Genomic DNA, 25978 nt, shown 5'->3' on the forward strand with positions numbered 1-25978 from the left:
ATGGTGCCCTCGGGCCGATTCCGACGATATAATGCGTACACCATGCAGGTTTACGCGCCGGTTGACATCGGGGCTGGTAGGTGACCGGAGGTAGTAGAGATGAGCGAGATAGAACGCTGTCCGGCGTGCGGGGCACCCTCGCAGTTCACGGGCAACCACCTCTGGCTCGCGGGAGGGGTCATCGTGCAGGCCAACGACCGCGAGCACCGTATGGTGCTAATCGAGAGCGACAACCTCGACCCCCTCTTCAAGGGCGTGGAGGAGATCATAGGGCTGCCGCTGGAACGCATGATCATCGAGACCAAACGCCGGGCGAGCCGGGAATACATCAACCGCATCATCCCGCCCCAGGTAAAGGAGGGGGTGCAGAGATTGGAGTTGAGCCTGGACCCCCTCATCGAGGCCATCAACGTCATCAACTACGTCATGGGCTACGGCAGGAGCTCGCTGGTGGGATACCGTTACCGGGGGGACGACGACGACTACGTCACCGAACGCATCGTGGAGCCTTACTCCATACCTCTGTGGTGCGGGGACTTCACAGGGTCCACGGAGGCGGTGACGGACCGCGACAACGACGTGACCTACGAGCTGTTGGAGGGCAACGCCATCGAGGTCACCTGCAGGCCTGCCCCCCACCCTCCACAGTTCCAGGGCAGGCTGGAATTCCACAGGCGCCCGTTCGAGGAGTCGGGTATCGAGCTGGAGCGATGCGGCTCCTGCGGCGGCCCGGCCCTCCTCTCCTCCCTGGAATGGGACACGAAAAAGGGCGTCATAACCAGCAGAATCACGGGCCGGCGCATGGCCATGTTCGGATCCGCCTACCTGGAGGTGGTCTTCGACGAGTTGGAGCGCGAGCTGGGAGAGGAGATCCCCCGCGCCGTCGTGGAGGCGCAGAGGCGCTTCTCCCTGGGCGGATTCTACTCCTCCAGGGAGGTCGAGGACGTTGACGGCCTGCGGCAACAGCTTGCCCTGCGCGGCCTGGGAGACCTGCAGGAGTTACGCCTGGAGGGCGCGGCCTTCAGGATGACCCTGCGCAACGCCGCCCTGCCCCTGCTGCTCGTCGGCCTCATGCAGGGATATTTCGAATCGGCCACCAGGAGCGGCTCCGAGGTCACCTGGGAGATGTCCGATGAGGGTGTGCTGTCCATGGAGGTCAGGGGGAAGTGAGGACAGCCGGGAAACGACCCCGGAGCGGCACCCGTCCCGGGTTCATGCGGCGTTCCTGCGCAGCACCTTGCCGGCCAGGGCGCCGGGGACCGGCTCTCCTCCTTCCACCACCGGGGTCCCGTTGATGACCACCGCTTCCAGGCCCCTGGGAAAGCGCTCGGGGTCGCGGAAACAGGCCTCGGTACCGAACGCCTCCGGGTCCAAGACCAGCAGGTCCGCGTAGTACCCCTCCTTCACCAGTCCTCGCCGCGCGATGCCGAAGAAATCCGCGGGCAGGGAGGTGCAGCGCCGCACCGCCTCCGGCAGATCCAGCAGCCTCTTCTCCCTCACGTAGCGCCCGAAGAACTTGGGGTAGCAGCCGTAGAAGAGGTAGGAGGGCTTCCCCACCCCCATGAGGATGGTGTCGGTGGTGATCATGGTGCGCGGGTCCTGCAGGGCGGGGAAGGTGTAGCGCTCGGTGAAGGCGTCGTCGGGCTCGGACATGGACTCGAAGACCAGCACCTTGCCGTCCTCCTCCAGCAGCAGGTCGCACATGACGTCGAAGGGATGCCTGCCCTGCTCCGCGGCGATATCGGTGAAGAGGCGCCCCTCCAGGTGCTTGTTCTTCTCGCTGTGCACGGCCATCACCGTGACCGCGTCCCAGCCCATCTGGCGCATGATGTTGAGGGACCAGTCGTTGCGGCCGCGGTGGGGCCAGGTGGGCCTGCCCTTCTCGATGTCCCGGAGCATCTCCCGGCGCAGCGCGGGGTCGGAGGCGCGGGCCAGCACCTTCTCGCGCCCGCCGGTAAGCGCCCAAGGCGGGAAGAAGGCCAGCAGGTGGGTGAACCCCGCCGTGGTGGGCATGACGTCCATGGCCAGCTCCGCGCCCGACCTGCGGTTCTTCTCCAGGCGCTTGAGCACGGTGTTCATGGACATGTCCAGGGCGAAGTCGGGCAGCACCCTGAGGGCCGCCTCGGGGTGACGACAGAGCCACTTCAGGCCCCTGAGGGCGATGGGGTGCAGCGGCCCCGCCCAGGGGATGGAGAAGATGTGCGAGACCTGTCCCCGGATGCCGTTGCGCCGCGCCACCTCCCCCACCTCGTCGATGGCCCTGCCCAGGGTGGTGGCGGTGTAGGAGCGCAGGTGGCTGGTGAAGATCCCGCCGTAGCGGGCCAGCGGTGCCGCCAGCTCCACCAACTCCCCGGTATCGGAGAACAGCCCCGGGAAATACTGCAGCCCCGTGGAGAGGCCGAAAGCCCCCGCCTCCAGCGACTCCTCCAGCAGCCGCTTCATGGTCCCCATGGCGGCGGCGTCGGCGGGCTTGTCCTCGAGGCCTAGGGCGGAGATGCGCAGCATGCCGTGGGGCACCAGCAGGGCCATGTTGAGCAGGAGACCTTTTTCGTCCATATATTCCATGAACTCCCCCATGTTCTTCCATTTTATGGCAGTATCGAAGTCCATCTGCGTGAAGACCTCGAGGTAGGTCTTGAGGCCCTCGCGGTTCTCGTCGGTGATGGGGGCCAGCGCCATGCCGCAGTTCCCGCCCACGAAGGTGGTGATGCCCTGCCGCACCAGGGGCTGCAGCAGCTCCGCCGCGTCCTCGCGGAACATGGTGAGGTCGGCGTGGGAATGTACGTCGATGAAACCGGGGCAGACCACGCGGCCGGTGGCATCCATGCGCCGGGCCGCCTCCGCTCCGCCCAGGTCCCCCACCGCCTCGATGCGCGGGCCTTTTATCCCCACATCCGCGCGGTACGGCTTTCCCCCCGAGCCGTCCATGACCGTCGCGCCCGTGATCGCCAGGTCGAACAACCTCCTCACCTCCCCTGTACCGGCAATACCCGACCTCTCTTCATGGAGGGAACGCCGGGTCGGTCTCCCGCCTCTCCCGGCACGCCCGCCTCCACCATCACCTCGAGATAGAGCAGCGCCCTGCTGCCATCGCCGGGAAGGGCGACCGCCCGGATCAGGTCCGCCCCCTCCACCTCGTAGCGCCCCGAGGGCGACGCTTCCGTATCCAACACCAGGCCCCGCAAACGCACCGGGACGGCGAGAAAGTTGCCCGCCGCGAACCCGGCGACGGCACCTTCCCCGGGATCCTCCTCCTCGGCCCAGACGGCGGGGGTTTCCAGGAGGTCCAGGTCCACCACGGCGCCGGGATGCGAACCGTCGTAGAGTGGGTATGAGGACGTCCCGTCCAGGTAGGAGAACGAGACGATGCCTCCGTCCTCCACCTCCACCAGCCTGTAGCCGGGATAATGCTCGCTCCAGCCGCCCCCGCCGAAATATACACAGGTCTGGCAGGAATAGACCGTCTCTCCCCCGCCTCCCTCCCAGGGCAGCGAGCTCACCGCGTCCATGTGCAGGTGTCCCCCGAAGACGTGGTGCACGCGGTGCAGGGCCATGAGCTCCAGCAGCTCCTCCCTGCCCCTTCCTCCCCCTCCGGCGTGGTATATGCCCCAATAGTTCACGTTGATGTAGGAATAGCCCCTGCCCTCGGGGGTGCAGGGATCGTGGTGCATGGCCACCACCCTCAAGGCGGAGCCGGCATGGTCGAAGAGGTCCTTTTCCAGCCAGGAGAGCTGCGCGCCGGGCGCCGAATAACCCTCCCCGGCGGGCGCGTCCAGCACCTGTCCCTGCCAGCGGCGCGGCTCCATGAAAAAGAGCTTGTTCATCACCACTCGGTCGCCCTCCGGCCACTGGTAGGAGTCCAGGCAGGTGAAATGGCACCCCCCCACGTCGAAGGAATAATAGAGGGGTCCAAGGTTGGCCTCGAACCACCGCGCGCCGTCGATGCCGTTCACGTACTGGTCGTGGTTGCCGGGCAGCAGGAACGCCGGGACCTCGAGCTCCAGCAATGCCTGGTAGAATCTCTCGTATTCCTTCAGGAGTTCCCCAGGCCTCCGCTGCCCTCGGATGAAATCGCCCAGCATGAGCACAAAATCGGGCCGGATGAGGTTGAGCTGCTCTATGGCCTGGTAGAGGAAGAGCGGCTCGCCGGTATCGGAGAGCCCCCGATCGGTCTGCCGGGAGAACAGGGAGGAGTTGCCGCGCTCGTGCACGTGGATGTCGGAGAGGGTGACGAAGGTGAAGCGGTCATCGCCGTCCTCCATGATCCCCAAGGCGTGGGGCTGCTCCTCGCTCATTGCCGCGCCTTCACCCTCCGCCTCCACCTCCACGCGCAGGTCGTAGAGCTCGGGGAAGGCGTCCCCGGGCACCCGGAAGGAGACCGTCCATACCTCCTCGCCCTCTCCTTCCGCGCCGCGGTAAGGCCAGCGCCGCGAAGGGCCCCTGCGCGCCTCCAGGGGCTCCAGTTCGCGGGAGATGCCCGCGAGCTCCGCGCGCGCCGGGCGCATGGAGGCCCGGAAGTCCTCCGCCTCCAGCCATTTCGCCCCCTCCAGGCCATCCAGGTCCAGCTCCGCCTCCAGCACTCCGCCGGGCGTCACCAGGGCTGGGCAGCCGATGGTGGGCCAGATGAGCCGGTGGATGCGCGCGGGGGGGAACTCGTCGCCGGTGGGGTACCTGAAGAAAGGGGAGTGCAGGAAGCCGAGGGTCAATCCCAACAGGGCCAGGGCCGCCAGGACGAGGACGAGAAAAGCCTTCACGCCCCTCCGCAGCCAGACGCTCACGGTCTATCCCTCTTTCTCTTTCTTTCTCTCACCCTTTTCGGGCAGCCATCCCGCCGCCTTACCGACAGCATCATATTACCAGCCGGACACGGTAACATGTACCAGCCGGGAACGGCACCTTGCCCGCCCTTCCGCCGCAACCCACGGAAAGGGCCTCTCCTTTTTTCCAGCGGCAGCATGGATGAGGGGCAGGGGATTCCTCGAGAAGGGAAAACGCCGGCGTCTCCGGAAGTCAGAACGGAAAGCGCTTCAGGCGTGCTCCTCTCTCAGGCGTGCGCCCAGCAGCAACGCCACCGCGAAGAGCGCCGACAGGAAGGCCATAGCCCACAGGAAATCTCCCGACTCGCCGCCCGTGAGCCCCTTGATGCCCTCCATGGCCAGAGTGATCACCACCCCGCCCGCGTTGCCCAACAGCAGGAGCACGCTGGTGCCGGTGCCGGTGAGATGAGCCCCCGTGGTCTCCTCCGAGAAGGCGAGCAGTACCGGCAGGGCGCTCAGGAGAAAGAAGCCCAGCAATCCCCCCACGACGAAAAGAGCGGGGGTGCCTTCCAGGATCCCGAGCAGGAGCATGGTGGGGATCGCGGCGCCCGCCGCCAGGAGCAGGAAAGGCTTGCGCCGCATCATCCGATCCGAGAGGGCCGGGAGCAGGATACAGCCCACCACCCCGGCCAGCACCATGGCCGCACCGATATTCCCCGCCGTGGTGGTCCCTATCCCCTTGGGAGCAAGGATCTTCTCGATGAGCTGCATAAGACCCACGAAAGAGCCGTTTCCGATGAGGATGATGGCGCACAGGATGCGGAAATTCCGCAGGCGGAACAGGGCACGCACCGCGCCGAGGTCTATGGAAACCTCCCCTCCCAGGGCGTCGGCCTCCGAGCGTCTGGGAGGGTGCGGCGGGCGCGCTTTTCCCAGCAAGGCAAAGAGAACGAAGCCCGTCAGAGCGGCCAGGCTGTAGACGAGCACCACCCAGCGCAGGGAGGATACCTCCCCCTCGCCGAAGGCCTTGAGCAGCGAGGGGGTGGCGGCCATGGCCACGATCATGCCGAGGAAAAGGGACAGGGTCCCCAGTCCGTTGGCCAGAGCCGATTCCTCTCCCGGGAACCAGGTGCTGACCATCTTGGTGATGCTGTTGAGCACGAAGGGCTGGCCCACGGAGACACCGACCATCCCCAACAGCACAAGGGCATAGTTGTCGGCGAAGAGGCGCAGGAAAGAGAATGCCGCGGTCAAAAAAGCGCCGACCATCACCGCGTAGCGGAACCCCTTGCGGTCGATGATGAAGCCCGCCGGTATGGATACCGGGATATATACGAGCGGGAACACGGTGGCCAGCAGCACCACCTTGAGCTCGCTGACCCCCATGAGCTTCTCGGTCTCGGTGGCGATGGGCGCGTAGTTCAGCCATATGAGCTGCGTGATCGCCGCAACGAACATGAAGCTCGCAAGCACCACCCAGCGATAGGGATGGGCTCCGCTTTCCTCCCCGCTCTCCATCCGATCACTCCTTTTCCATCGCTCTCCATGCCGCTGACCTACCGTCCTCTTGCGCCTCCCGAGACGAAAGAAGGACTCGCCAGCCGCAGCGGGCGAATGACCTGCCGTGGAAATGCCGGAATCTCGCGGCGGTGTCTCAAGAACAGGGCGCGTAGCCGACGCTCCCCCCTCGGCCTCCCTGCGAGGCCAGGAGCTCCCTCCAGTCCGCCACCTCCCCGCAGGCCAGGCGCCGCATGTGGTCGACGGCCATGGCGATGCGGTTCTCGCCCCGCGAGGCCATGGCAAGGATGTCCATGTAATAATATTCCAGAGTCTGGGTGGAATAAGTATCCAGCTCCGCGCGGGAGTAGGTCTCGGAGGAGATCACCCCCGGGGCATCGTCGTGCGAGTAGATGGGGCGCGCCAGCCTCTCCCCGGGATTGGCCGCGAGGTACTCCTCCGCCCACAGGCACTCCTTGCGCACGATGCGGTCTATGAGCGAGGCCGCCTCGGGGTTGAGGGGCGGGATCAGGCCCTCCATGCGGGCGTACTTCTCGACCATGAGGTTCCTCCCCCTGGACTTCGCCAGCCTGAGGTCGTTGAGGTAGCTGGCCAGGGTGGTCTCCGACCAGGTGAGGAAACCGGCGGCGCGGATGATGCGGAATGTCTCCGGGTCCTCCCGGCAGGAAGCGCCGCCGCCCTCCGCCTGCAGCGAGGAGAGCATCTCCCATTCCATCTCCAGGATCCCCGAGATCAGGTCCTCTTTCCAGCTCATGGCCCCCTCCCTTTACGTTCGTCTCCTTTCCTCTCTCCGCCTGCTCCGTCAGCCTTTGCGGCGGCCGGAGAAGATCCAGGCGAGCAGCTTCACCGCCAGCAGCAGCACGCAGGCGCCTACAAAGGCTACGAAAAGGCTCCACCAGTCGAAGGCGAAGGTGACCTTCTCGTTGCGGATATAGCTGAAGATGAAACCGCCCACGAAGGCGCCCAGGATACCCACCACGGGGTTGAGCAGGCATCCGAACCGCTCCTTGGTGCGGGTGGCGACGCCCGCCAGCCAGCCCGCGAAGAACCCGATCACTATCCAGCCAATCAAGGACATGGAGGTCCGCCTTTCTTCCCGTGACGCATGGCAACGCCGTCCGGGTCTGCGCCGACATCTTCACGGCAGGGAGGTCTATCCGCATGGCGACCGAAGGCCCTCGCCAACCGCCCCCGGCCAGCCCGGGATACGCACGTCATCACCTAACCCCTCTCCGCCTCCTCCGCCAGCTCCAGGGCTTTTCTCTCCAGCTCTTCGCTGTACTCCTCCCACCGGGACCTCTCGCCTCCGGGAGCGCGCCAGAGCACGAAGCGGCAGGTGTCCGCGCCGGCGGGGATGGTCTGGGTGAAGCGCACCTGCCAGCCCTCGAGCATTCCCTTTTCCCTCACCGCCTCCAGCATGCCCTGCACGAAGTAGCGCTGCACGCGGCAGTCGAAGGCGGAATATACGTCCTGGTGGGGGCACCAAAGGATGTGGAAGCTCACTTCGTCCTCGGAATCGATGCTCGGCTCCTCCAGCGAGGCGTAGGCGATGCAGTTAACCACGGTGGCGAAGAAGCTGGCCATCTCCGCCTCGCTCAGTCCCTCCGGAGGCTCCAGCTCTCCCATCATCTGACGGCCGACCTCCCTTCCCACCTCCACCAGGGCCTCCCTGACCACCCGCTGGCCCTCCTCCCCGAACTCGCGTTCGCAAGCCTTGAGGACCTCGATCACCGCCCTGGCCTGCATGGTTCCCCATACCCATAACACAGCGGGGTCGAAGTCGGTCTTTTCCAGCACCTCCTCGCGCAGTCTCCTCAATCCCTCCGCGTAGGGGAATTCGAAGGTGAACCTCTCCCAGGATTCCTCCTCACGATGATGGTAATGCGCCATGGAAAATCCCCTCCCAGACTCGCTCCTCGCCAAGAGCCTTCGCCGTAAATCTACCAGTTATCGGCCCGCGCGGCAAAGCCTCCGCCCGGCAGGGCTTCTCCTTTCCCGGTCATTCTCCTCAAGGGCAGAGATGGATTAAACGGCCTCGAGCCTCCGGGTGCGCCGACGGCCCGGGCAGGCTGGGCAGAACGCCTTGCCTTATCGCGGACGAAGGCCGGGGGAGGCGGCCCCTTCGGCTACAGGGCCTCGAGCCTCCGGGTGCGCCGACGGCCCGGTAAGAAGGCTTTGCCTCATCGCTGAGGAATACCGGGAGAGGCGACCCCTTCGGCTAGAAGAAGAGCTGGGCGAGCTCGTAGAGCTCGAGGTCCACCTGCTTGGTGCCGGCCAGCGCCTCGGAGTAGGGCACCGCTTTCACCCGGTTGGCGCACATGCAGGCCATGTGGTCGAAGATCCCCTCCTCCACCATCTGCACCGCGTAGGCCCCCAGCCGGGTTGCGAGCACGCGGTCGAAGACGGTGGGGGTTCCCCCCCGCTGCAGGTGCCCCAGGTGGGTCACCCTGGTCTCGTAGCCGGTGGCACGCTCTATCTCCTCCGCGAGCCAGTTACCGATACCGCCCAGGCGCACATGGCCGAAGGGGTCCTTCTTCTGGTCCAGGACGAACTGTTCCTCCACCCCTTCCGGCCGCGCGCCCTCCGAGACCACGATGATAGAGAAGTGCTTGTTCATCCTGCGGCGCTTCTCGATGCGCTCCACCACGTCGTCGAGGGCGAAGGGCACCTCAGGGATGAGGATGCTGTCCGCTCCCCCGGCGATACCGGAGATGAGGGCGATCCAGCCCGCGTCCCTGCCCATGACCTCCAGGATCATGATGCGGTGGTGCGAAAAGGCGGTGGTGTGGAGCTTGTCCAAGGCATCGGTGGCCACCGCCACCGCGGTGTCGAAGCCGATGGAATAATCTGTTCCCGGCAGGTCATTGTCGATGGTCTGGGGGATTCCCACGCACTTCACGCCGTGTTCCGCCAGGCGGTGAGCGACGCCGTTGGTGTCCTCGCCGCCGATGGCTATCACCGCGTCTATGCCGTGTTTGCGCAGGTTCACCATGATGTTCTCGAGGCCGTTCTCTATCTTGAAGGGATTGGTGCGGGAGGTGCCCAGGATGGTACCTCCGCGCTGGATGATCCCCGAGACGGAGCCCATGAAGAGCGGTTCCACCTCGTCGTAGACGAGTCCCCTCCAGCCGCGCTTTATACCTATCACCTCGTGGCCGTCGGCTATGGCCTTGCGCACAACCGCACGGATGGCGGCGTTGATGGCGGAACTGTCCCCGCCTCCCGTAAGCAACGCGATCCTCACTCCGTCATTCCTCCTTTTTCTTCCCCGTCCGTATTTATATGCCCGCGCGGCGGGCTTGATCGCCACGTCACCCCATGACCGTCTCCGCCGGGCGTCTTTCGCCTTTTCCCCTCACCTCCTCGGAGCTCACACGTTGCCGCGTGGGACTCCTTGCCCGTCTTTTCTTACGACTCCGCTGCAACGACTCGGCATTCTGTCCCCGCTTCCGCGGCCCCTATCGGCGCGCCTCTCCGCCACCTCCCCAAGCGTGCGGCTCTCCCGCTTGCCAACCCGGTCGCGCTCTTCTTGCTTCAGGGGGTTGAGGGTCTTTCGGACTTGCTTTCCGGCGCGGATTTATGTCCCATGTCCGGGGCTGACCCCATCAAGCGCGGCCGGCGCAGCCGAAGAGCCGCATCTTGCGCGCCACCACCTCCCGCATGGCCTCCCGTGCCGGGGCGAGGATCTTGCGTGGGTCGATCTGCTCGGGGTTCTCGTTGACGAACCTGGCCACCGCCTGCCGGAAGGCGTCCCGCACCTCGGTGTCGATGTTTATCTTGTCCACGCCGATGGCACACGCCTCCCTGATCATCTCGTCGGGGATGCCGCTCGCCCCGTGCAGAACCAGGGGGATGGAGACCCGGGCGCGGATGGCGCGCAGGCGTTCGAAATCCAGCTTCGGCTCGCCCTTGTACCATCCATGGGCATTGCCGATGGAGACCGCCAGGGAGTCGATCCCCGTCCTCTCCACGAACTCCGCCGCCTGGTCGGGATCGGTCATGGAGGCCTCCCTCTCGGAAACGGATATCTGGTCCTCCACCCCCACCAGGCGCCCCAGTTCCGCCTCGGTGGAGGCGCCCGCAGCGCGCGCCATCTCCACCGCCTGGCGAGTGAGGGCGACGTTCTCCTCGAAGGAGAGCTTGCTGCCGTCGATCATCACCGAGGAAAAACCGTGGTCGAGCGCCGCCTTGACCTCCTCCAGGCTGGTCCCGTGGTCCAGGTGGAGGGACATGGGCACGTCGGCGGACTCCGAGGCCACGCGGGCGATGGCCGCCAGGTAGGCCACGCCGGCGTACTTCATGGCCCCCGGGGACACGGCGAGGATGAGGGGCGAACGCTCCTCCACCGCCGCCTCCACGATGGAGAGGGTGATCTCCAGGTTGTTGGTGTTGAAGGCCCCTACGGCGTAACCTCCGGCCATGGCCCGGTCAAGCAGCTCCGCGTTGGTCACGAAAGCCATGCGCATCCCCTCCTCCGGGTGACGTATTGCCTGCCATCACGCAAGTAAAACGGACGGTTCCCGTCTCTGCTCCGCTCCATATCCATCTTCTTCCATCCCTTTTCGCACCCGCCGGAAGGCCATCGGGCCGCACCTCGCGGGACGCCGGCACGATCCCGCGCCCCATATCCGGGTCCGCGGATCAGGGTAAGACTCCCCGCCCGCACCCCAGGTTCCCGGCGCGACGGCCGGACCACTCCCGCGCCGCCTTTTTACCGCTGCCCGTGCTCCCCCGCCGAAGCCCGCCCGTGCCCTAATACATACGTTCTCAGGCCCGCGGTTCAGCTCCTGCGTGCGCCGACCCCGCAGTATAGCAGCCGTGCCCCGAAAAGGTTACTCGCGAGAAGACGTTTTCGCGGCACGACCACATCCAGCCACCACTCTTTATATTTTTCCCTTCGGACCTGGATTCATGCCCACGCCGCGGATGAAAGGCACCCCGCCGCGCGTCCGGTCGACGGGACAAGCACACGGGCGCCTTTTCGCCGCGAGGTCCTCGCCGGGTCACGAAAACGGGGCCGCGCTGTTCCTCATCCGCCCGGGGGCGGAAGGTGTCACCGTATTCCATGAGGGGTCTCTCTTTTCGAAAGCTCTTTGAAAACGGGGCCGCGCTGTTCCTCATCCGCCCGGGGGCGGAAGGTGTCACCGTATTCCATGAGGGGTCTCTCTTTTCGAAAGCTCTTTGAAAACGGGGCCGCGCTGTTCCTCATCCGCCCGGGGGCGGAAGGTGTCACCGTATTCCATGAGGGGTCTCTCTTTTCGAAAGCTCTTCGAAAACGGGGCCGTCCTATTCTTCCTCCGCCGGAGGGGTCGTCTCGCGCGCGCCGAGTCCTCGCTCCCAGCGCCGCAGTATCCCGCGCACGGCGGCGCGGTGCTCTTCCGACAACAGCATCACCGGCTGCACGCTGCATTCGAGTCCCAGCACCGTGCGCAGCTCCAGCAGGCGGGAGCGGTTGAGCATGCGCTTGGTGGTGGAGATGGTCTCCGGAGACCTCCCGGCGATCTCCCGCGCCAGGTCCATGACCTCCCGCGAGATCCTCTCGTGCTCCACCACCCGGTTCACCATCCCCATCTCCAGGGCCTCCGCAGCGCCCACCATCCTCCCGGTGAAGGCCATCTCCTTTGCCCTGGCGATGCCCACCCTCTCGGCGAGGAAGAACGACGACCCCATATCCGGCGCGGCGGCGATGCGTACGAAGCCCATGCAGAAGAGCGCCCTTTCCGTGGCATAGGTGATGTCGGAGGCGAGGGCCAACCCCAGGCCTCCCCCCACCGCGAAGCCGTCCACCTCCGTGATCACCGGCTTGGGACCCTCGTAGAGCCGGAGGATGACCTCAGCGAGGAGGGTCATGCTCTGGTTGAGAAAGACGGGGTCGAGGTTCTCCCCCAGCAGGCTGAGGTCGGCTCCGGAACAGAAGTGGCCCCCCTCGCCCCGCAGCACGATCACCCGCACCGACTCGTCCTCCAGTACGCGCGTGAGGCCCTCCACCATGGGATAACCGAGCTTGAGGCTGAGGGCGTTCATGTCCTCGGGGCTGTTCATGCTGCAGCAGGCTACGCCGTCCTCGAGCTCCACCTTGAAGATCTCGCCTTCCATGCCCCTGTCCTCCCTGCCATCTCCGGCAGCAAACCCATGCCGCCTTCCCCGTGATCCGTCATGCCAGGCCGGATCGAGCCGCTGAAGCGGGTGCCGCAAGCTGACGGCCCCCTCCTCTCCAGGAGCCGGTGACGCGAGCTCAGCCCCTCAGCGCCTCGACCAGCTTCTTTCTTCGTAATCCTCTCGGAGCCAATTCGGATGAGGCGCGGTTTTTCCTGCTCAGCCCCTCAGCGCCTCGACCAGCTTCTTTCTTCCCTCCTCGTCGGAGAGCATCTCCTTGAGCTTCCTCCACGCGAGAGGACAGTCCTTGTATTCCACGCCCACCAGCGCGTGCAACCTCGCGTCCAGTTCCCTCTTCCTCGCCCCGTCCGCCTTGACCTCCTGGAGGTCTATGCCCGCCTCCTCGAAGAGGCTGGCCAGATGCCGGAAATAGCAGGACATGCAAGGCCTCCTTTTCCTCGCGCCTCCCTCGCCCCGTCCCGAGGGGTCCTTCCCATCCTATTCAACCACAAACGGCCTTACGCCGCAGGGCTCGTTTCCATTATCATAGGGTGTACGCACCCCGCGGCGAGGGAGGGAGACGAGACGGGACATGCGCGTAGCCCTGATATACCCGGACTACTATCACAGCGGCTGCATCGAGGGGGAGCCCCAGGGCAGGGTGCACCTCGGGAGCGGGTACCTCTCCGCGGTGCTCAAGCGCGCGGGGCACGATGTGGCCTTCCTGCACCTCCTGGAGCCCACCGACCGCGACGCCTTCCTGGAGTGGCTCACGGCCCAGGACGCCGGCCTGGTGGCCTTCTCCACCACCAGCCTCATGTTCCCCAAGGTGCGCCGCATGGCGCGATGGGTCAAGGAGGAGACGGGGCTCCCGGTGGTGACGGGAGGGGTGCATCCCACCCTGGACCCCCTCGGGACCCTGGAGGAGACGAGCATCGACCTGGTGTGCGTGGGCGAAGGGGAGGCGGCCCTGCTGGAGCTGGTGGAGGCGCTGGAGGGGCGCGGGGAGGTGGACGCGGTCCCGAGCCTCATGGGAAGGTGGCGGGGAAGGGAGTTCGCCAATCCGGTGCAGCCCCTGCTGGAAGACCTTGACAGCCTTCCCTTCCCGGACCGCTCCATCTTCGACATGTCGCGCCTGGCGCCGGACCAGCGCGAGCGCATCACGGTGATGGCCTCGCGCGGTTGCCCCTACCGCTGCCGCTACTGCTCCAACCACGCCCAGAGGAGCGTCTATCCGGACGGGGGCCGCTATGTGCGCTTCCGCAGCGTGGACAACGTGCTCACGGAGATCGAGGAGCTGGCGGCGTACGCAGAGGGCGTGGACCACGTGCGCTTCGACGACGACATCCTCACCCTGCGCCCCGCCTGGTTCCAGGAGTTCGTGCGGGAATATCCGCGCCGCGTGGACCTCCCCTTCATCTGCAACTCCCGGGTGGACCTCCTCGACGAGGAGAAGATCGCTGCCCTCAAGGAGGCCGGGTGCAAGACCATATGCATGGGCATCGAGAGCGGCAACCCCTGGCTGAGGAAAAACGTCCTCGGCCGCAGGATGAGCGACCAGCGCATCCTGGACGCCTTCCGGCTCTGCCGCAAGTACGGCATCGGGACCGTCTCCCTGAACATGATGGGGTTCCCCCAGGAGGACTTTTCCATGGTCCTGGACACGGTGAAGCTCAACGGGCGCGCCCGGCCCGGCATCACCCAGATCACCGTCTTCTACCCCTTCCCGGGCACCGAGCTCTACCGCGACTGCAGGGAAAAGGGCCTGTTCGTGGACGAGGACACCGACACCCTGTTCACCCGCCGCTCCGCCCTCAGGCTGGAGGGGATCAGCGAGGAGCAGATGGAGCTGGTGAGCGAGTACTTCACCGTCCTCGCCTGGCTCTACCACGGCATCTTCACCCTCCCGGACGCGCTCTCCCGACCCCTAGAACGCCTGACGGACCAGGCACTGTCCAGCGGGCTCATCCCCCACGCATGGAAGAAGAAGGCCTGCGAACGCCTCCTTTCCCGCCTGCCTTGGGAATGGTACATGACCACCAAGTATTAGCGTTCGCCTTCCTCCGTTCTGCGCCGACGGCGCGATGCGCCCCACATGATCCCTCGGGGCGGGCCGGCCGCCTGCGGCGCTGATCCCCGCGCCCGCCGGCCGCAACACCGCCCTCTCCAGTAAGGTCTCGGACATCACCCTCACAGCGGAGCCGGACGGACAAATCGAAGAGGAGGCCTTCGCGGTGCCGGGGGACTTCCGGGCGGCGAACGTAGCCCCCGAACACGTAGGACCTGGATATCATCCCGGGGAACACGCTCCCCAACGTGCATTTCATCGCCCATGACCCCGAAGGGAGGGCCCCACCACCACCCGACGGCAATATGCGGCATATGCGGTGACCGTGCAGGTATCGAGGAGGCCTTCCAGGGATGCAGCGGCCACCTCGTGGAGGAGTGCAAGGCTTACCTGCCTGCGGAGGGGCACGGACTCTACCGGAGGCTCTACCGGAGGCTCAGGAGGCAGTGTCCGGCAAAAACGCATACCGCCAGATGACCTCTTGGACACCCGGCATACTGACCATACGTCTTTCTGCATTCGCCCCGGTCAAAAGAAGAAACACCCCCCTCGTTTTACTGATTCTTGACCTTTTCTTGGTTCCTGTTTAGAAGCGTCCGTTTACCATCGGTGTTGTTGAGGTGCCGGGGTGCGGCCGGTCAAGCGGAGCGGTGGTCGTGGCGGAAGAGAGGCCGCGAGACGATTAGGATACGAACCCGCCCAGCATAAAGGAGGTGTAGGCGGCGATATTGGTGGTCTGGACGCGCCGCGGCGAGGTGGAGCGGGCGGCCAAGTCCAAGGCGACCACAGGGAAGAAGGTGGGTAGCGGAAAGGGGGCAGTACAGATGCCATGATGCCGTGGCGCATGCATGGCTCGATGCGGACGGGCAGAGATGTCGCGAAACCCGTGCTGCCGGTCACGACATGGCGGGACCGCGAAAGGGGAAACGGAGAGAGGGGGTGTGCCGGATGTTGTTCATAAGCTCGTATTCCTGGCTCCTGACCGTCGTATACATATGCTTCGGAGCCCTGCTGGCCGTCTACTTCGCGGCCGTGGTCGTCTCTTACAGGCGCCGGCGCGGCGGGGGGATGCCGTGCGCTGGGGCGAGTATACCGGGTGCGTACGGCATTTCAGGCGCAAGCATGGCCTGATCAGGCACCGGCACGGAATCGTTCACACCTGAAAGCCGCAACTGCCGCGCCCGAGAGCCTGAGAGAGTGTCCGCATCCGGGTGCGTCTGAAGAAGAGTATGCCGGAGGACGCGCAAGCATGCGGCGCCGGCGGGATCTCCCTCGGCGGGCCATATGGTTGCATGATCCGCTGCTGTTCATCTCGATCGGTTTTCCCGGCAGTCGAGAAGGCTCGAGGCGAGGACCGTCTGCCCCGGCCTGCCCCGTGGCGGAGGCCTTCCGATTCCTCGGCATGCAGGCGCCGAAAGCGCGAGGATGAGGCGGGGCCGGAGGCCGCGTCGCCGCGGAGCAAGTCGGGGACAAGCCGTGGAGAGAGGCCGCACAATCCGCAAGGCCGGGGGCCTCTGTCCCGCGTTTTGCCGCGAACCTTCAAAGACGGCAATGGCGGGAAGGGGAAACCTCCTCACGAGGAACAACCCCGGAACGCAGCGCTGCACGAGCCGCCGACGCTCAACGACGCGTTCAGGGGAGGCAAGGGTATGGGTAGAAAACAGGTCAGGGTTCTTGTCCCTGACCTGCTCTTGCCTGGTAGCGGGGGGGAGATTCGAACTCCCGACCTTCGGGTTATGAGCCCGACGAGCTACCTGACTGCTCCACCCCGCGTCGATTCTCACGCTTACAACTATTATATGTAACAGCATACGGGTGAATTGTAAAGGAACCGGCACTCGATCTCCTCACCTTACGAGGAGCTGCTGCGCCAATGGCGGTATGCCCCGGGTGAATCGCAAAGGAACCGGCACTCGATCTCCTCGCCGCAACTCGCTTCGGAGATCAGACATATGGTCATGGTCCATCGGGTCGAATGCCCTTGAGCCCGCCCCTTTCTTCTTGCTGAGCTTGCCGGGCCCGTCGGAACGATCGGTCGTCTTCTTGTTTTCAACCCGGAGCGCCTGCCGGCTCTCCGCAACATCGCTTGCCCGACCTCCATGGACACGATGGCGGCGCACCGGACTCCTTCCACGTTGTCAACGTATCTGCCCAGAAAATACAATCTCATCAGGTATAAAGCCTCGCCAAAGTGGACGTAACGGGCATGTTGCCGCGGTTGCGAGGCGGAGCGGACCGGATCGGGACACGCGAAAGGCGGGAGAGAACAGCATGCGCGGGCGCAAGGGAACCATGGTGGCTGTGCTCATGACCGCCGCGGTGATGGTGGCGGCGGCTCTGATCATCCCCTATCTTTACCGGCGCGCGCGCGACGCGTCCTCCGGGAGCCCGGACGGGGAGACCCGGCCCCAGGACTACAGGCCCCTCACCCACGACGAACTGCTCGGTCCGCCCCTCACCTTCGAGACGCCCGCCTTTATCAGCATCCCGGCGGTGGGCATCGACGAGGAGGTGCGCGAGGGCAGCGACGACGAGGAAGAGCTCTATGCCATCCTCGCCCTGGGGCCTATCCACCTCCCCCACACCGGCTTTCCTGGCTGGCCGGGCAACTGCGTGATCTCCGGTCACCGCACCACCAAGACCAGGCCCTTCAACCGCCTGGACGAGCTGAAGCCCGGGGACGCGGTGTTCATCCGCAACCCGCGCGGGGTCTACGAATACCGTGTCACGGAGCTGCGCTACATAGACCCCAGCGAGAACGTGACCCTCTACACCTCCGAACCCACCCTCACCCTCACCACCTGCGCCCCCGAGGGAGACGCCACCCTGCGTCTGGTGGTGAGGGCCTCCCTGCAAGGCTTCACCCCCGTGGAGGAGATGGAGGAATAGGCGGGGTCATGCCGTCCGGAGCTCCAGCCTGAGCACCCGGGGCTCCACCATGCGGTGTTCGATCAGGGCTTCCTCGCCCTCCAGGTACTCGAACAGTCCCGCTATACGCCCTACCAGCCGGGGCAGATAGAAGGGGTTCGCGATGGTCATCTCCAGGTGGCCCTCTCCGTAGGAGTACTCCATCACGTTTCCGAAACCGCCCGCCAGCAGGTACCTAACGGCGGCCCGGTAGGCGCCGTGACGGGTGCGTATGCTTATCCCTCGTAGGTCCCGGAGATGGTATTCCTTGGTTATCTCCGTGACCAGGGACTCGAGCTCCTTGCCCAGCTTTCTTTGCAGGTCACGGACCACCCCGATGAATATATGCCCGGATGAGAAGATGTAGCGCCTGCCGCTGTCGCGCCTGCGGATCACTCCCTCATCCTCCACCCATTCCAGCTCCGTAAGAGCCCGGGGGAGCCCGCAAAAGGGGCAGGGATCGCCCCGATCCTCGCCGGGAGGGATGAACTCGCCTCCCAGCAGAAGCTCCTTCTTCGCCTCGCGTATCGTCTCCAAGGCCTCCCGGTCAAACGCACCCCGGGCAGCTCCCCGGGGCAGCAGCACGATGGTGAGGATGTAGTCGTCTCCCTCTTTTCTCCAGGAAAGCTGGGCCTCTTTCCCCGTTGAGTACTCGAGAAACCCCTTCGCCCCCCAGGCGATGGAGATGATGTCGAAGGGGGACACGACTCTGAGGACCACGAACTCGCGCCAGCGATGCGCCAGCAGCTCCATGCGGCAGAACCCCAGCAGCGCCATCTCCTTCATCACGGCATCGAAGATCACCCGGGTGGGCAGGTAGCGCGCCATCAGGCCGCGAAGGCCGATGAGGATATGGTCCGCGAGATACTCCCTGGTCGCCGCCTGCTGCCCCCTGATCATGGCATCCGCGGCGTTGACGCCCAACCTCCGCTCAAGTTCGGACCATACGTAAGGGTAATAATCGGCCTCGAACATCACCATGCGCATCTCGGGGTCGCGGCGCGAGAGGATGACGCCGTTCCCCTGCCATACATATCTCTCCGAGAGCTTGCGCGGAAGACCGCACCTATCACAGCGCTTCACGGTCCTGCCTCCCTCCCGGCAGCGACGTTCCCGTATCCATGTTACCATTTTCTGTATCCGGAATCACCGCCCAATCCCGGTCCGGCACCGCATGAACGTGCCTGAAGGTCATCGGGATCGTGTCCGCCCCAGATATGAACCTGCATGCGTAAAAAGGGGAGCGCCGGAGAGGAGAAGATTGACCCTGACCGCGTGCGGCAACGTCCACCGCAGGCATGCGGCGGCGGGCACCCGGCATATCCTGAAAGGGAGCCGCTTCTCCCCGCCTTCGTGGTATCCGCACGACGGCGGGCCCCGGAATATGCCTCCGCGCTCCTCCCTGCGTGCGACCGGGGGCGGCGCCGAAACAGGCGCTTGGATGTGGCCAGGGATACCCGTTACTCCGGCCGCCGCCTTCAGGGCTGGCCGGAGAGGGCTGCCATGCGCTCGAGGACCTGGCCGAGCTGGTCCATCTTCGCCCCGTAGGCCGCCCAGTCCCCGGCGCGCAGAGCCGCCTGCGCCTCTCCGTAGAGCTGGTTGGCCCGCCGTACCAGCTCCGCGAGGTCGCCCTCGGGCTGGGGCTGAGGCCCGGGTTGGGGTTGGGGCGTGGGTCCCGGCTGCGGCTCGGGGGCGGCGCCGAAGACCGCCTGCAGGGCCTCCTCCAGGGTCTCGCCCATCTCCACGCGGTCGCCGTATCCCACGATGACCCGTTTGAGCTGGGGGATGGCGGGATTGGTGGCCTCCAGGTAGAGGGGCTCCACGTAGATGAGCGATCCCTCTATCGGGATCACCAGGGTATTGCCGCGGATGACCCTGGAGCCCGCCTGGTTCCAGAGCGTGATCTGCTCCGAGATCTCCGTCTTCTGGTCCACCAGGGACTCGAACTGCTGGGTGCCGTTCACCAGCCTGCCGGGCGGGAAGGAGAAGTTGATCAGCTTCCCGTAATGGGGAAAATCGCAGCGGGCCGCCACCCAGTCCACCATGTTGCTCTTTCCCCGGGGGTTGAAGGGGAGCATGAGCACCATCTCCTCCTTCTCCTCGCCGGGAAGGTTGATGATCACGTAGTAAGGCCTTACCTGCTGGGACTGGTTCACGTCGTAGGTCTCTGTGGAGACCTCCCATACATCCTCTTTCTGGTAGAAGGAGTCCACGTCGTTGAGGTGATAGGTCTTGTACATCTCCATCTGCACCGAGAAGAGGTCCTCGGGATATCGCAGGTGTCGCTTGATGTCCTCGGGCATCTCCTCCATGGGGGTGAAGAGCTCGGGGAAAATCCTGCCGTAGGTCAGCGCCACGGGATCGCCTGGGTCGGCCAGGTAATAAGTGAGGGTCCCGTCGTAGGCGTCTATCACCACCTTCACGGAATTGCGGATGTAATTGAAGTCCTGGTTGTAGTACTGCGAGTAGGGGTAGAGGTCGCTTGTGGTGTAGGCGTCGAGTATCCACTTCTGGCGTCCGTCATCGGTGACCACCAGGTAGGGGTCGCCGTCCAGGGTGAGGAAAGGCGCCACCTCCAGGGCCCGGTCCTTGATGTTGCGCCTGAACATGAGGCGCGTTTCGCCGGTTATGTAGCCGCTGAAGAGGAAGGTGATGTCGCGATTGCGGATGGAGAAGGCCAGGCGCTTGAGGAAGTTGGACACTTGCACCCCGCCCTGGCCCTCGTAATACGGCTCCACCAGCTTGTTGCCGCTCTCGAGGGGATAATCTATCTCCTCCGCCCCCGTGCGCACCGCCACGTAATCGTGGGCGAGCTCGCCGTAGTAGAGCTCGGGGCGAGTTATCTCTATCCCCAGGCCTTCCTGGGATACGGGAGGTATATCCTTAACGGCGAGTTCCGGGTCGCCTTCCTTTGTCTTGCGGTTGGAAGGAGCCATGACCAGGCCGTAGCCGTGGGTGTAGGAGAGACGCGTGTTCTGCCAGGTCCTGGCATCCTCGCGCAGCTTGTCTATCACCAGCTCCCTGCCCGCTACCAGCATCTGGGTATAACGACCGTCGAAAACCGTATAGCGGTCCACGTCCACGTCGTTGAAGTCGTAGAGCTGGCGCAGCTCCTGGCGCTGCATGAAGACCTGTTTGATCAGCCGCGGGTCCCAAAGGCGCACGTTGCCTATGGTGGCGGCGTTGGCCACGACGTCCTCGTAGGTGAGGTTCAGGTCCGCCGGGAACAGCCTCTTTTCGACGTCCGCCTCCTCGCCCTCGTCCTGGATGCTGTAGGCGTCCTGGGTGAACTCTATGTTGTAACCTATGTATTCCCTCTCCCTCGCCAGCTCCTTGGGCTTGACCACGTAGTTCTGGACGATGAGAGGATAGAGGGACCCCGCCAGCAGGGCTACCACCACGATGCCCACCACCCCCGCCAGAGGGAGCTTCCAGCCTTTGTAGCGGATGTTGAGCAGGAAGAGGCCCGCGCACGCTAAGCATGCGGCGATGAGGATCCAGTAGGCCGGGATCTGGGCATGCACGTCGGTATAGCTGGCCCCGGTCACCGTGCCCCGCGGCGAATACAGCAGTCCCAGCATGTCCAGGCGGAAACTCCAGGCCTGCACCATCAGGGTCACCGCCGCGAGCACCGAGAGATGCACCTTCACGTGGGTGGCGAACTTCCGGCCCCTGCCGGCGCTGAAGCTGATGGCCCCGTAGAGGAAATGCACCGCCGCGGTGACGATGATGATGAATATCAGCGAGGTGATCAACCACCCCACGAAATAGCGCAGGAAGGGGTATTCGAAGACGTAGTAACCGATGTCCTTGCCGAAGATGGGATCGGTCTTGCCGAAGGGCGCGTGGTTGAAGAAGATGAGCGCCTTCTCCCACTGCGCCGCGGAGGCCCAGCCCACGATGAAGGAGACCAGCGCCGAAAATGCGACCAGCCCCCTGTCGAGCCATTTGCCGGCTCGCTCGCGGAAGTTGGCCAGGGATTCCTCCACCGGCGAGGGGGTTTCCGCGGGCCTCTCGTAGCGCGGGACCAGGCGCCTCGCCAGCCAGATGTTGCCGTAGAAGATGGCGAAGAACAGCAGCCCGAAGGCGAAGAAGAGCCAGATCTGGGTGACGATCCTCTTCCAGAAGACGGAGGTATATCCCACCTCTTCGTACCACAGGAGATCGGTGTAGAAGGTGGACAGCCAGGAGGCGCTCAGGATGAGTACCGCCAGCACGAGGATGACCACGCCCGCGATCCACTTGGTGCGGGGCTTGATGCTGTTCCACCTGTCCCGCAGGCCCGATGAAGGCCGCTTGTCGGCCTTTCCGCGGAAGAGTCCGGGAAACCCTCCCCCGTCGCCGCCCCCTCCCCTGAAAATGGAATCCCAGGGGAACTTTTCCTCTGGCACGTCTTTCCTCCTTGTCTCGCCGCACGGTTCCCCGCCGGCCGGTGCGCCTCGGCCGGCCCGCCTCCGCGCCGCGCCCTGCCACACCGGGCGCGCGCTTTAGCCCAGGCCGGCCAACTTCTTGTACTCGGATACTATCGCAGGGAGAACCTCGCCCGCCTTGCCCAGGCACACGAGGTCGGCCTGCTGGTCGTGACAGGTGGCGGTGGTGTTCACGAAGATGAGTTTGCCCCTCCTCCTCTTGGTGTACTCCGGGAGAGCCGCCGCCGGATAGACCTCGAGACTGCAGCCCACCACCAGCATGAGGTCGGAGGTGGAAGCCAGCTCGGCGGCGCGAGCCAGCACCCTGGAGTCCAAGGGCTCCCCGAAGAAGACCACGTCGGGCTTGATGGTCGCCTGGTCGTCGGGGCAGCAGGCGACCTGGTCCCCGTCACGGCTGAGCTCCTTCATCTCCTCCAGGGTGAACACGCGGCGGCAGGACATGCAGTGCCCCGTGCGGTGGGTGCCGTGGAGCTCCAGGACATCCGAGGATCCAGCCCGCTGGTGGAGATGGTCGATGTTCTGGGTGATCACCGCTCGCAGCTTCCCCATCGTCTCAAGCTCCGCGAGGGCGAAATGGGCGGGGTTCGGAGCGGCGTTCTCCAGGGTGGGATTGAGCTCCTTGGCCATCTCCCAGAAGCGCTCCGGGTGGTTGACGAACCCCTCGTAGGTCCCGTAGAGCAGGGGGTCGTATTTCGTCCACAGTCCCCCGGGAGAGCGGAAATCCGGGATGCCGGATTCCACGGAGATGCCCGCACCGGTGAGCGCCACCACCTGGATGGACTCCAGTATCATCTGCGCGGCGCGCCTTACGCACTCCTCATCCATCTCTCTCTCCCGCCGAGCAGCTCATCGCACTTCTCCCCCGGCAGCCCGTTGCAAGTGATTATAGCACGGCGGCGGCGGCTCCTAGGGGACGCTGCCGAGGGCGTTGTGCCCACCCTCCCAGACGCCGTGATAGGAGAAATACACGGAGCGTTCTGCCACCACTCCCCGGTCCGAGCGCACCGTCACCGCCACGTCCTTCTCCGGCCCCACCACCTCGTTGACGGAGATGGTAAAGCGCTGCCCCGGCGCGAGCAAGAACTCCTGCACCTGGCCGGTGGCATCCTGGAAGGAGTACTCCACGCTCACCTGCGCCGCCACCTCGCCGGGGTTGAGTAGGCACAGCCACTCCTCGAAGCCCGCACGGGTGCTGCCCTCGGAAAAATACCACTCCAGGGCGGGGGCCGCCCCCATTGAGAGGTGCCCTCCCCTCCAGGCGCCGCGGTACTCGAAATACATGGGGCGTTCGGCGACGATGGGCCGGTCGGAACGCACCTCCACCGCGACGTCGCGCTCCGGTCCGACCACCGGGTTCACCGGCACCGTGACCCTACGGAGGGCGGGAACCGCGATCTCCTGCTCCATATCCTCTCCGTCCGCGAAATGGTAGGTCAGCCTCGCCGCCGCGTCCTCGTCGCCTGGATTGGCGAGGCAGATCCAGGTCTCGAAGCCCGCGCGGGTGGTGCCCTCGGCGAAATACCATTCCTCGCGCGGTGCCGTGGCGCCCACCGCTATATGCCCGTCGTCCCAAACCCCCCGGTAGGAGAAATACATGGGGCGCTCCGCTACCACGGGCTGGCCGGACTCCACCTTCACGGCCACGTCCTTCCCCGGCCCCACCGCGGCGTTGACGTTGATGGTATATCTCTTCCAGGCAGGGACGGTGCAGCGTATGGTGACCAGGTCGCCGTCCGAGGTGAAGAGGTCCACCCGGGTCTCCGCGTCGGTGCTGCCGGGGTTGGCAAGGCAGAGCCAGGTCTCGAAGCCCGCGCGGGTGGTGCCCTCTGCGAAATACCAGGTGGTGGAGGCCTCCAGCGCTGGCTCGGAACAGTGCCCGCCGGTCCAGGCGTCGCGGTAGCGGAAATACATGGGGCGCTCCGCGTATATCCGTTCCGTCGCGGTGACCGCCATGGATACGTCGCGGTCGGAGCCGATCTCGGAGTTGACGTAGACGGTCACCCGGGCATGGGCCGGGATGTTGTAGTAGCGTATGCGGTTGGCGCCCTCCGCCACCATATAGGTGACGGTGGCGGTGTGCTCCGCGTCGTAGGGGTTGAACAGGGTGAGCCATTCCTCGAAGCCCGCGCGGGTGGTGCCCTCTGCGAAATAACAGGGCACGGCGGCGGGCAGCTCATAGACAGTAAAATCATAGGGGTTGCTCTCCCCGAAAAGAGTGGTGACCACCACCGGCCCGGAGGTCGCCTCCTCGGGCACGATGACCACGATGTAGGTGTCGGTCCATATCACCGCCGTTCCCGCGTCGGCGCCGTTGAAGGTGACCGAGCACACCTCGGGTATCTGCAGTTGCCCGAAGCGCGCGCCCTGGATGGCCACGGGCGTCCCCCTCCAGGCGGCGCCGGGAAGGATGGCCTCTATCTCCGGCCCCAGGCCCTGCGAGCGCGCCACGCCCGCCCATGGATACGCGCCGACGATCAAGACGAGGGCGAGGAAGAGGGCTGCATGCGTGGCTCTTTTCATCATCGACCTCCCGCCATCTCCGCTCCTCCCGTGAAAGGACGCCGTCACGCCCCAGCCCGGGCCGGAGGCTACCGGTCCCGCCAGGACACCCGCCCCGCCGTTCCATACCGCGGCGCGCGTTAACCTCTATTATAACCGCAGCCCCGACATGCGGGCGCCATCGGGGCAACGGGGCGGGATGGCAGTGGAAACCGTGCAGGTCATCCCGTTGGGCTCCCCCATCATTGCCCGTTGTATCCCGGGCTGATCGCGGGCGCGGGGCGGGGCGGCTGCGGACCGGAGGGCGGCGGCGGATCGGGTTGATCTCGGGCGCCGGGCGGGACGGCAGGCATGCAAAAGGGCGGTCCGCGGACCGCCCCTGGCAGCCGCCTCCGCTGCAGCCGGCTAAGGCTGTTTCTTGCCCCCTTCCTCGAAGGACCCCAACACCCAGATGCCCGTGGAGTTGAACCACACCTTGTCCCTGCGCATGGAGTAGTAACCCGTAGCCTCGTCGTAGGTCGGTCCCGGCACATTGGGCAGGCTCTTTATCCCCACCACCGTGCCCACGCCTTGCACGAGCCACTGGTATTCTATGCGCGTCGCGTTCACCCGGCTCTCCGGGAGGGTATAGTCAAAGCGCAGGAGCAGGGCGTCGTAGGTGCCGGCGGGGGTGGTCATCTTGCCCGCGGATACCACCTCGAAGGTGGTTCCGGGATACTCCGACCCTGAGGAGAGATATATGGGGGGGATGGTGCCGGTGTCGCCCACCTTGAGGGGGAAGGATATGGTCACCGAGACCGGCGTCCGCTTGTCGAGGGGACTGAGGTAGCGTACCGTCTCCTTCCTGGAGCTCGTGCTGCCCTGGGGGAAATGCTCGACAGTGTAGCCCCACTCGTGCCATTCGGATGCTATGGAGTCGTTGCTCTCGTAGGCGGTGATCACGAAGCGGTGCCCTCCCGATCCTATATAGGTCTGCCTCAGGGCGTAGGTCGCCTGGGGGAACGCGCCCGCGTCCGCGGCCTCGTGGATGCCTATGACCTCCTCGATAAGCTTGTAGGGAGTGGTCATGTTGAAGTACCAGGGGCCCTCGAGGTCGAAGTACACCGGGTACATGTTGCTGGTGGCTTCCACGCTCTTATAGAAAGCGCTGGACCAGTTCACCGGGGGCTTGGGGCTCTCCGCCGCATAGAGTTCGACGTCGTCCCAGTAGCCCAGGGTCGAGGTGTCGTAATGGTCGCCGTGCTCGTCGTTGATCCAGTCGTTGATGTGATAGACGAGCCGCGTACCCACCGCAGGCTCCCAGAACTGAACCACCAGCCCGTCTTCCTTCCTCTGCTGCTGCTGCGGACCGGGCTGGACGACAACCTCGCCCTTTTCCGCCGGCTGCTGCTCCTGGGTGGTCTGTTCCGCCGGTTGCTGCTCCTGGGCCCATACCGTCATTCCCAGGACCAGGAACAGGCACCCCGCGACCAGCAAGGCGCACATGGTGAGCGCCGCCCTGCGCCAACCTCTCGTCGCGCGCGCCATCTCGTACATCTCCTTACCCCCTTAGCCTCACGCACATGCCGATTCAGCCGCCGGGCCGCCATCATGCAGACCGCTCGTCACCCGCACGGCGGCCGCCCGCCTTTTCCTTTTCCTGCCACGGAAGCAGGTCTCCAAGCGGCAATAATATGTTATTCCCGGGTGGAAGACCTGTCTAT

At 65.2% G+C, this 25978-nt stretch carries 18 protein-coding genes and 1 tRNA gene; 3 read left to right on the forward strand and 16 right to left on the reverse strand.

Going from position 1 to position 25978, the window contains the following annotated elements:
• Positions 1 to 99 precede the first annotated feature (99 nt).
• Entirely contained in the window at positions 100 to 1170 is a 1071-nt protein-coding gene (locus H5T74_05110; protein MBC7229756.1) for a hypothetical protein, read from the forward strand.
• Positions 1171 to 1212: 42 nt separating this feature from the next.
• On the opposite strand, the gene H5T74_05115 is transcribed toward H5T74_05110, so the two are convergent.
• The 10 genes from H5T74_05115 to H5T74_05160 all read right to left on the reverse strand — a co-directional run bounded on the left by H5T74_05115 (position 1213) and on the right by H5T74_05160 (position 12812).
• Positions 1213 to 2928: an amidohydrolase family protein gene (locus tag H5T74_05115; protein ID MBC7229757.1), complete on the reverse strand. Its 1716-nt coding sequence runs from the start codon at positions 2926 to 2928 to the stop codon at positions 1213 to 1215.
• Between the two features lie 38 nt (positions 2929 to 2966).
• Positions 2967 to 4778 carry a metallophosphoesterase gene (locus H5T74_05120; GenBank protein MBC7229758.1) on the reverse strand — a complete coding sequence of 604 codons (1812 nt, stop codon included), beginning with the start codon at positions 4776 to 4778 and terminating at the stop codon, positions 2967 to 2969.
• Positions 4779 to 5027: 249 nt separating this feature from the next.
• Positions 5028 to 6275, reverse strand: a complete 1248-nt coding sequence (locus H5T74_05125) for an MFS transporter (protein ID MBC7229759.1) — start codon at positions 6273 to 6275, stop codon at positions 5028 to 5030.
• 136 nt (positions 6276 to 6411) lie between these two features.
• The gene (locus tag H5T74_05130; protein MBC7229760.1) at positions 6412 to 7029 is read right to left on the reverse strand and encodes a DUF4125 family protein; all 618 of its coding nucleotides are present in this window, start codon (positions 7027 to 7029) and stop codon (positions 6412 to 6414) included.
• Between the two features lie 48 nt (positions 7030 to 7077).
• Positions 7078 to 7353: a GlsB/YeaQ/YmgE family stress response membrane protein gene (locus H5T74_05135; protein ID MBC7229761.1), complete on the reverse strand. Its 276-nt coding sequence runs from the start codon at positions 7351 to 7353 to the stop codon at positions 7078 to 7080.
• Positions 7354 to 7496: 143 nt separating this feature from the next.
• Positions 7497 to 8165: an L-2-amino-thiazoline-4-carboxylic acid hydrolase gene (locus H5T74_05140; protein MBC7229762.1), complete on the reverse strand. Its 669-nt coding sequence runs from the start codon at positions 8163 to 8165 to the stop codon at positions 7497 to 7499.
• A 328-nt stretch (positions 8166 to 8493) separates the two neighbouring features.
• Positions 8494 to 9519: a 6-phosphofructokinase gene (locus H5T74_05145; GenBank protein MBC7229763.1), complete on the reverse strand. Its 1026-nt coding sequence runs from the start codon at positions 9517 to 9519 to the stop codon at positions 8494 to 8496.
• 361 nt (positions 9520 to 9880) lie between these two features.
• Positions 9881 to 10735: a class II fructose-1,6-bisphosphate aldolase gene (gene fba, locus H5T74_05150; GenBank protein MBC7229764.1), complete on the reverse strand. Its 855-nt coding sequence runs from the start codon at positions 10733 to 10735 to the stop codon at positions 9881 to 9883.
• 826 nt (positions 10736 to 11561) lie between these two features.
• Positions 11562 to 12371, reverse strand: a complete 810-nt coding sequence (locus H5T74_05155) for an enoyl-CoA hydratase/isomerase family protein (GenBank protein ID MBC7229765.1) — start codon at positions 12369 to 12371, stop codon at positions 11562 to 11564.
• A 219-nt stretch (positions 12372 to 12590) separates the two neighbouring features.
• Positions 12591 to 12812, reverse strand: a complete 222-nt coding sequence (locus H5T74_05160; protein ID MBC7229766.1) for a hypothetical protein — start codon at positions 12810 to 12812, stop codon at positions 12591 to 12593.
• Between the two features lie 151 nt (positions 12813 to 12963).
• Between H5T74_05160 and H5T74_05165 the strand changes: the two genes are divergently transcribed.
• Positions 12964 to 14421, forward strand: coding sequence for a B12-binding domain-containing radical SAM protein (locus H5T74_05165; protein ID MBC7229767.1), 1458 nt, complete (start codon positions 12964 to 12966; stop codon positions 14419 to 14421).
• A gap of 1714 nt (positions 14422 to 16135) precedes the next feature.
• Here the strand turns inward: H5T74_05165 and H5T74_05170 are convergent.
• Positions 16136 to 16212: transfer RNA gene (locus H5T74_05170), tRNA-Met, on the reverse strand.
• Between the two features lie 498 nt (positions 16213 to 16710).
• Between H5T74_05170 and H5T74_05175 the strand changes: the two genes are divergently transcribed.
• Positions 16711 to 17328 (forward strand): class E sortase, encoded by a 618-nt coding sequence (locus tag H5T74_05175; GenBank protein MBC7229768.1) that lies wholly within the window; start codon positions 16711 to 16713, stop codon positions 17326 to 17328.
• Between the two features lie 6 nt (positions 17329 to 17334).
• Here H5T74_05175 and H5T74_05180 read toward each other — a convergent pair whose 3' ends face one another.
• The 5 genes from H5T74_05180 to H5T74_05200 all read right to left on the reverse strand — a co-directional run bounded on the left by H5T74_05180 (position 17335) and on the right by H5T74_05200 (position 25811).
• Complete coding sequence (locus tag H5T74_05180; GenBank protein ID MBC7229769.1) at positions 17335 to 18429, reverse strand: hypothetical protein; 1095 nt, start codon at positions 18427 to 18429, stop codon at positions 17335 to 17337.
• Between the two features lie 395 nt (positions 18430 to 18824).
• Entirely contained in the window at positions 18825 to 21737 is a 2913-nt protein-coding gene (locus H5T74_05185; protein MBC7229770.1) for a UPF0182 family protein, read from the reverse strand.
• 96 nt (positions 21738 to 21833) lie between these two features.
• Complete coding sequence (locus tag H5T74_05190) at positions 21834 to 22568, reverse strand: NAD-dependent deacylase (protein ID MBC7229771.1); 735 nt, start codon at positions 22566 to 22568, stop codon at positions 21834 to 21836.
• A 114-nt stretch (positions 22569 to 22682) separates the two neighbouring features.
• Positions 22683 to 24299 carry a hypothetical protein gene (locus H5T74_05195; protein MBC7229772.1) on the reverse strand — a complete coding sequence of 539 codons (1617 nt, stop codon included), beginning with the start codon at positions 24297 to 24299 and terminating at the stop codon, positions 22683 to 22685.
• Positions 24300 to 24680: 381 nt separating this feature from the next.
• Complete coding sequence (locus H5T74_05200) at positions 24681 to 25811, reverse strand: hypothetical protein (GenBank protein ID MBC7229773.1); 1131 nt, start codon at positions 25809 to 25811, stop codon at positions 24681 to 24683.
• Between the last annotated feature and the right edge of the window lie 167 nt (positions 25812 to 25978).

It is taken from the genome of Actinomycetota bacterium, from assembly GCA_014360645.1.
Taxonomy (GTDB): Bacteria; Actinomycetota; Geothermincolia; order Geothermincolales; family RBG-13-55-18; genus Solincola_B.

What these genes read in the sequence shown, in the direction of transcription:
- H5T74_05110 (MBC7229756.1), top strand. Translation starts at nt 100, where the DNA reads ATGAGCGAGATAGAACGCTGTCCGGCGTGCGGGGCACCCTCGCAGTTC.
- H5T74_05115 (MBC7229757.1), bottom strand. Translation starts at nt 2,928, where the DNA reads ATGGACGGCTCGGGGGGAAAGCCGTACCGCGCGGATGTGGGGATAAAA.
- H5T74_05125 (MBC7229759.1), bottom strand. Translation starts at nt 6,275, where the DNA reads ATGGAGAGCGGGGAGGAAAGCGGAGCCCATCCCTATCGCTGGGTGGTG.
- H5T74_05130 (MBC7229760.1), bottom strand. Translation starts at nt 7,029, where the DNA reads ATGAGCTGGAAAGAGGACCTGATCTCGGGGATCCTGGAGATGGAATGG.
- H5T74_05135 (MBC7229761.1), bottom strand. Translation starts at nt 7,353, where the DNA reads ATGTCCTTGATTGGCTGGATAGTGATCGGGTTCTTCGCGGGCTGGCTG.
- H5T74_05140 (MBC7229762.1), bottom strand. Translation starts at nt 8,165, where the DNA reads ATGGCGCATTACCATCATCGTGAGGAGGAATCCTGGGAGAGGTTCACC.
- fba (MBC7229764.1), bottom strand. Translation starts at nt 10,735, where the DNA reads ATGGCTTTCGTGACCAACGCGGAGCTGCTTGACCGGGCCATGGCCGGA.
- H5T74_05155 (MBC7229765.1), bottom strand. Translation starts at nt 12,371, where the DNA reads ATGGAAGGCGAGATCTTCAAGGTGGAGCTCGAGGACGGCGTAGCCTGC.
- H5T74_05160 (MBC7229766.1), bottom strand. Translation starts at nt 12,812, where the DNA reads ATGTCCTGCTATTTCCGGCATCTGGCCAGCCTCTTCGAGGAGGCGGGC.
- H5T74_05165 (MBC7229767.1), top strand. Translation starts at nt 12,964, where the DNA reads ATGCGCGTAGCCCTGATATACCCGGACTACTATCACAGCGGCTGCATC.
- H5T74_05175 (MBC7229768.1), top strand. Translation starts at nt 16,711, where the DNA reads ATGCGCGGGCGCAAGGGAACCATGGTGGCTGTGCTCATGACCGCCGCG.
- H5T74_05190 (MBC7229771.1), bottom strand. Translation starts at nt 22,568, where the DNA reads ATGATACTGGAGTCCATCCAGGTGGTGGCGCTCACCGGTGCGGGCATC.
- H5T74_05195 (MBC7229772.1), bottom strand. Translation starts at nt 24,299, where the DNA reads ATGATGAAAAGAGCCACGCATGCAGCCCTCTTCCTCGCCCTCGTCTTG.
- H5T74_05200 (MBC7229773.1), bottom strand. Translation starts at nt 25,811, where the DNA reads ATGTACGAGATGGCGCGCGCGACGAGAGGTTGGCGCAGGGCGGCGCTC.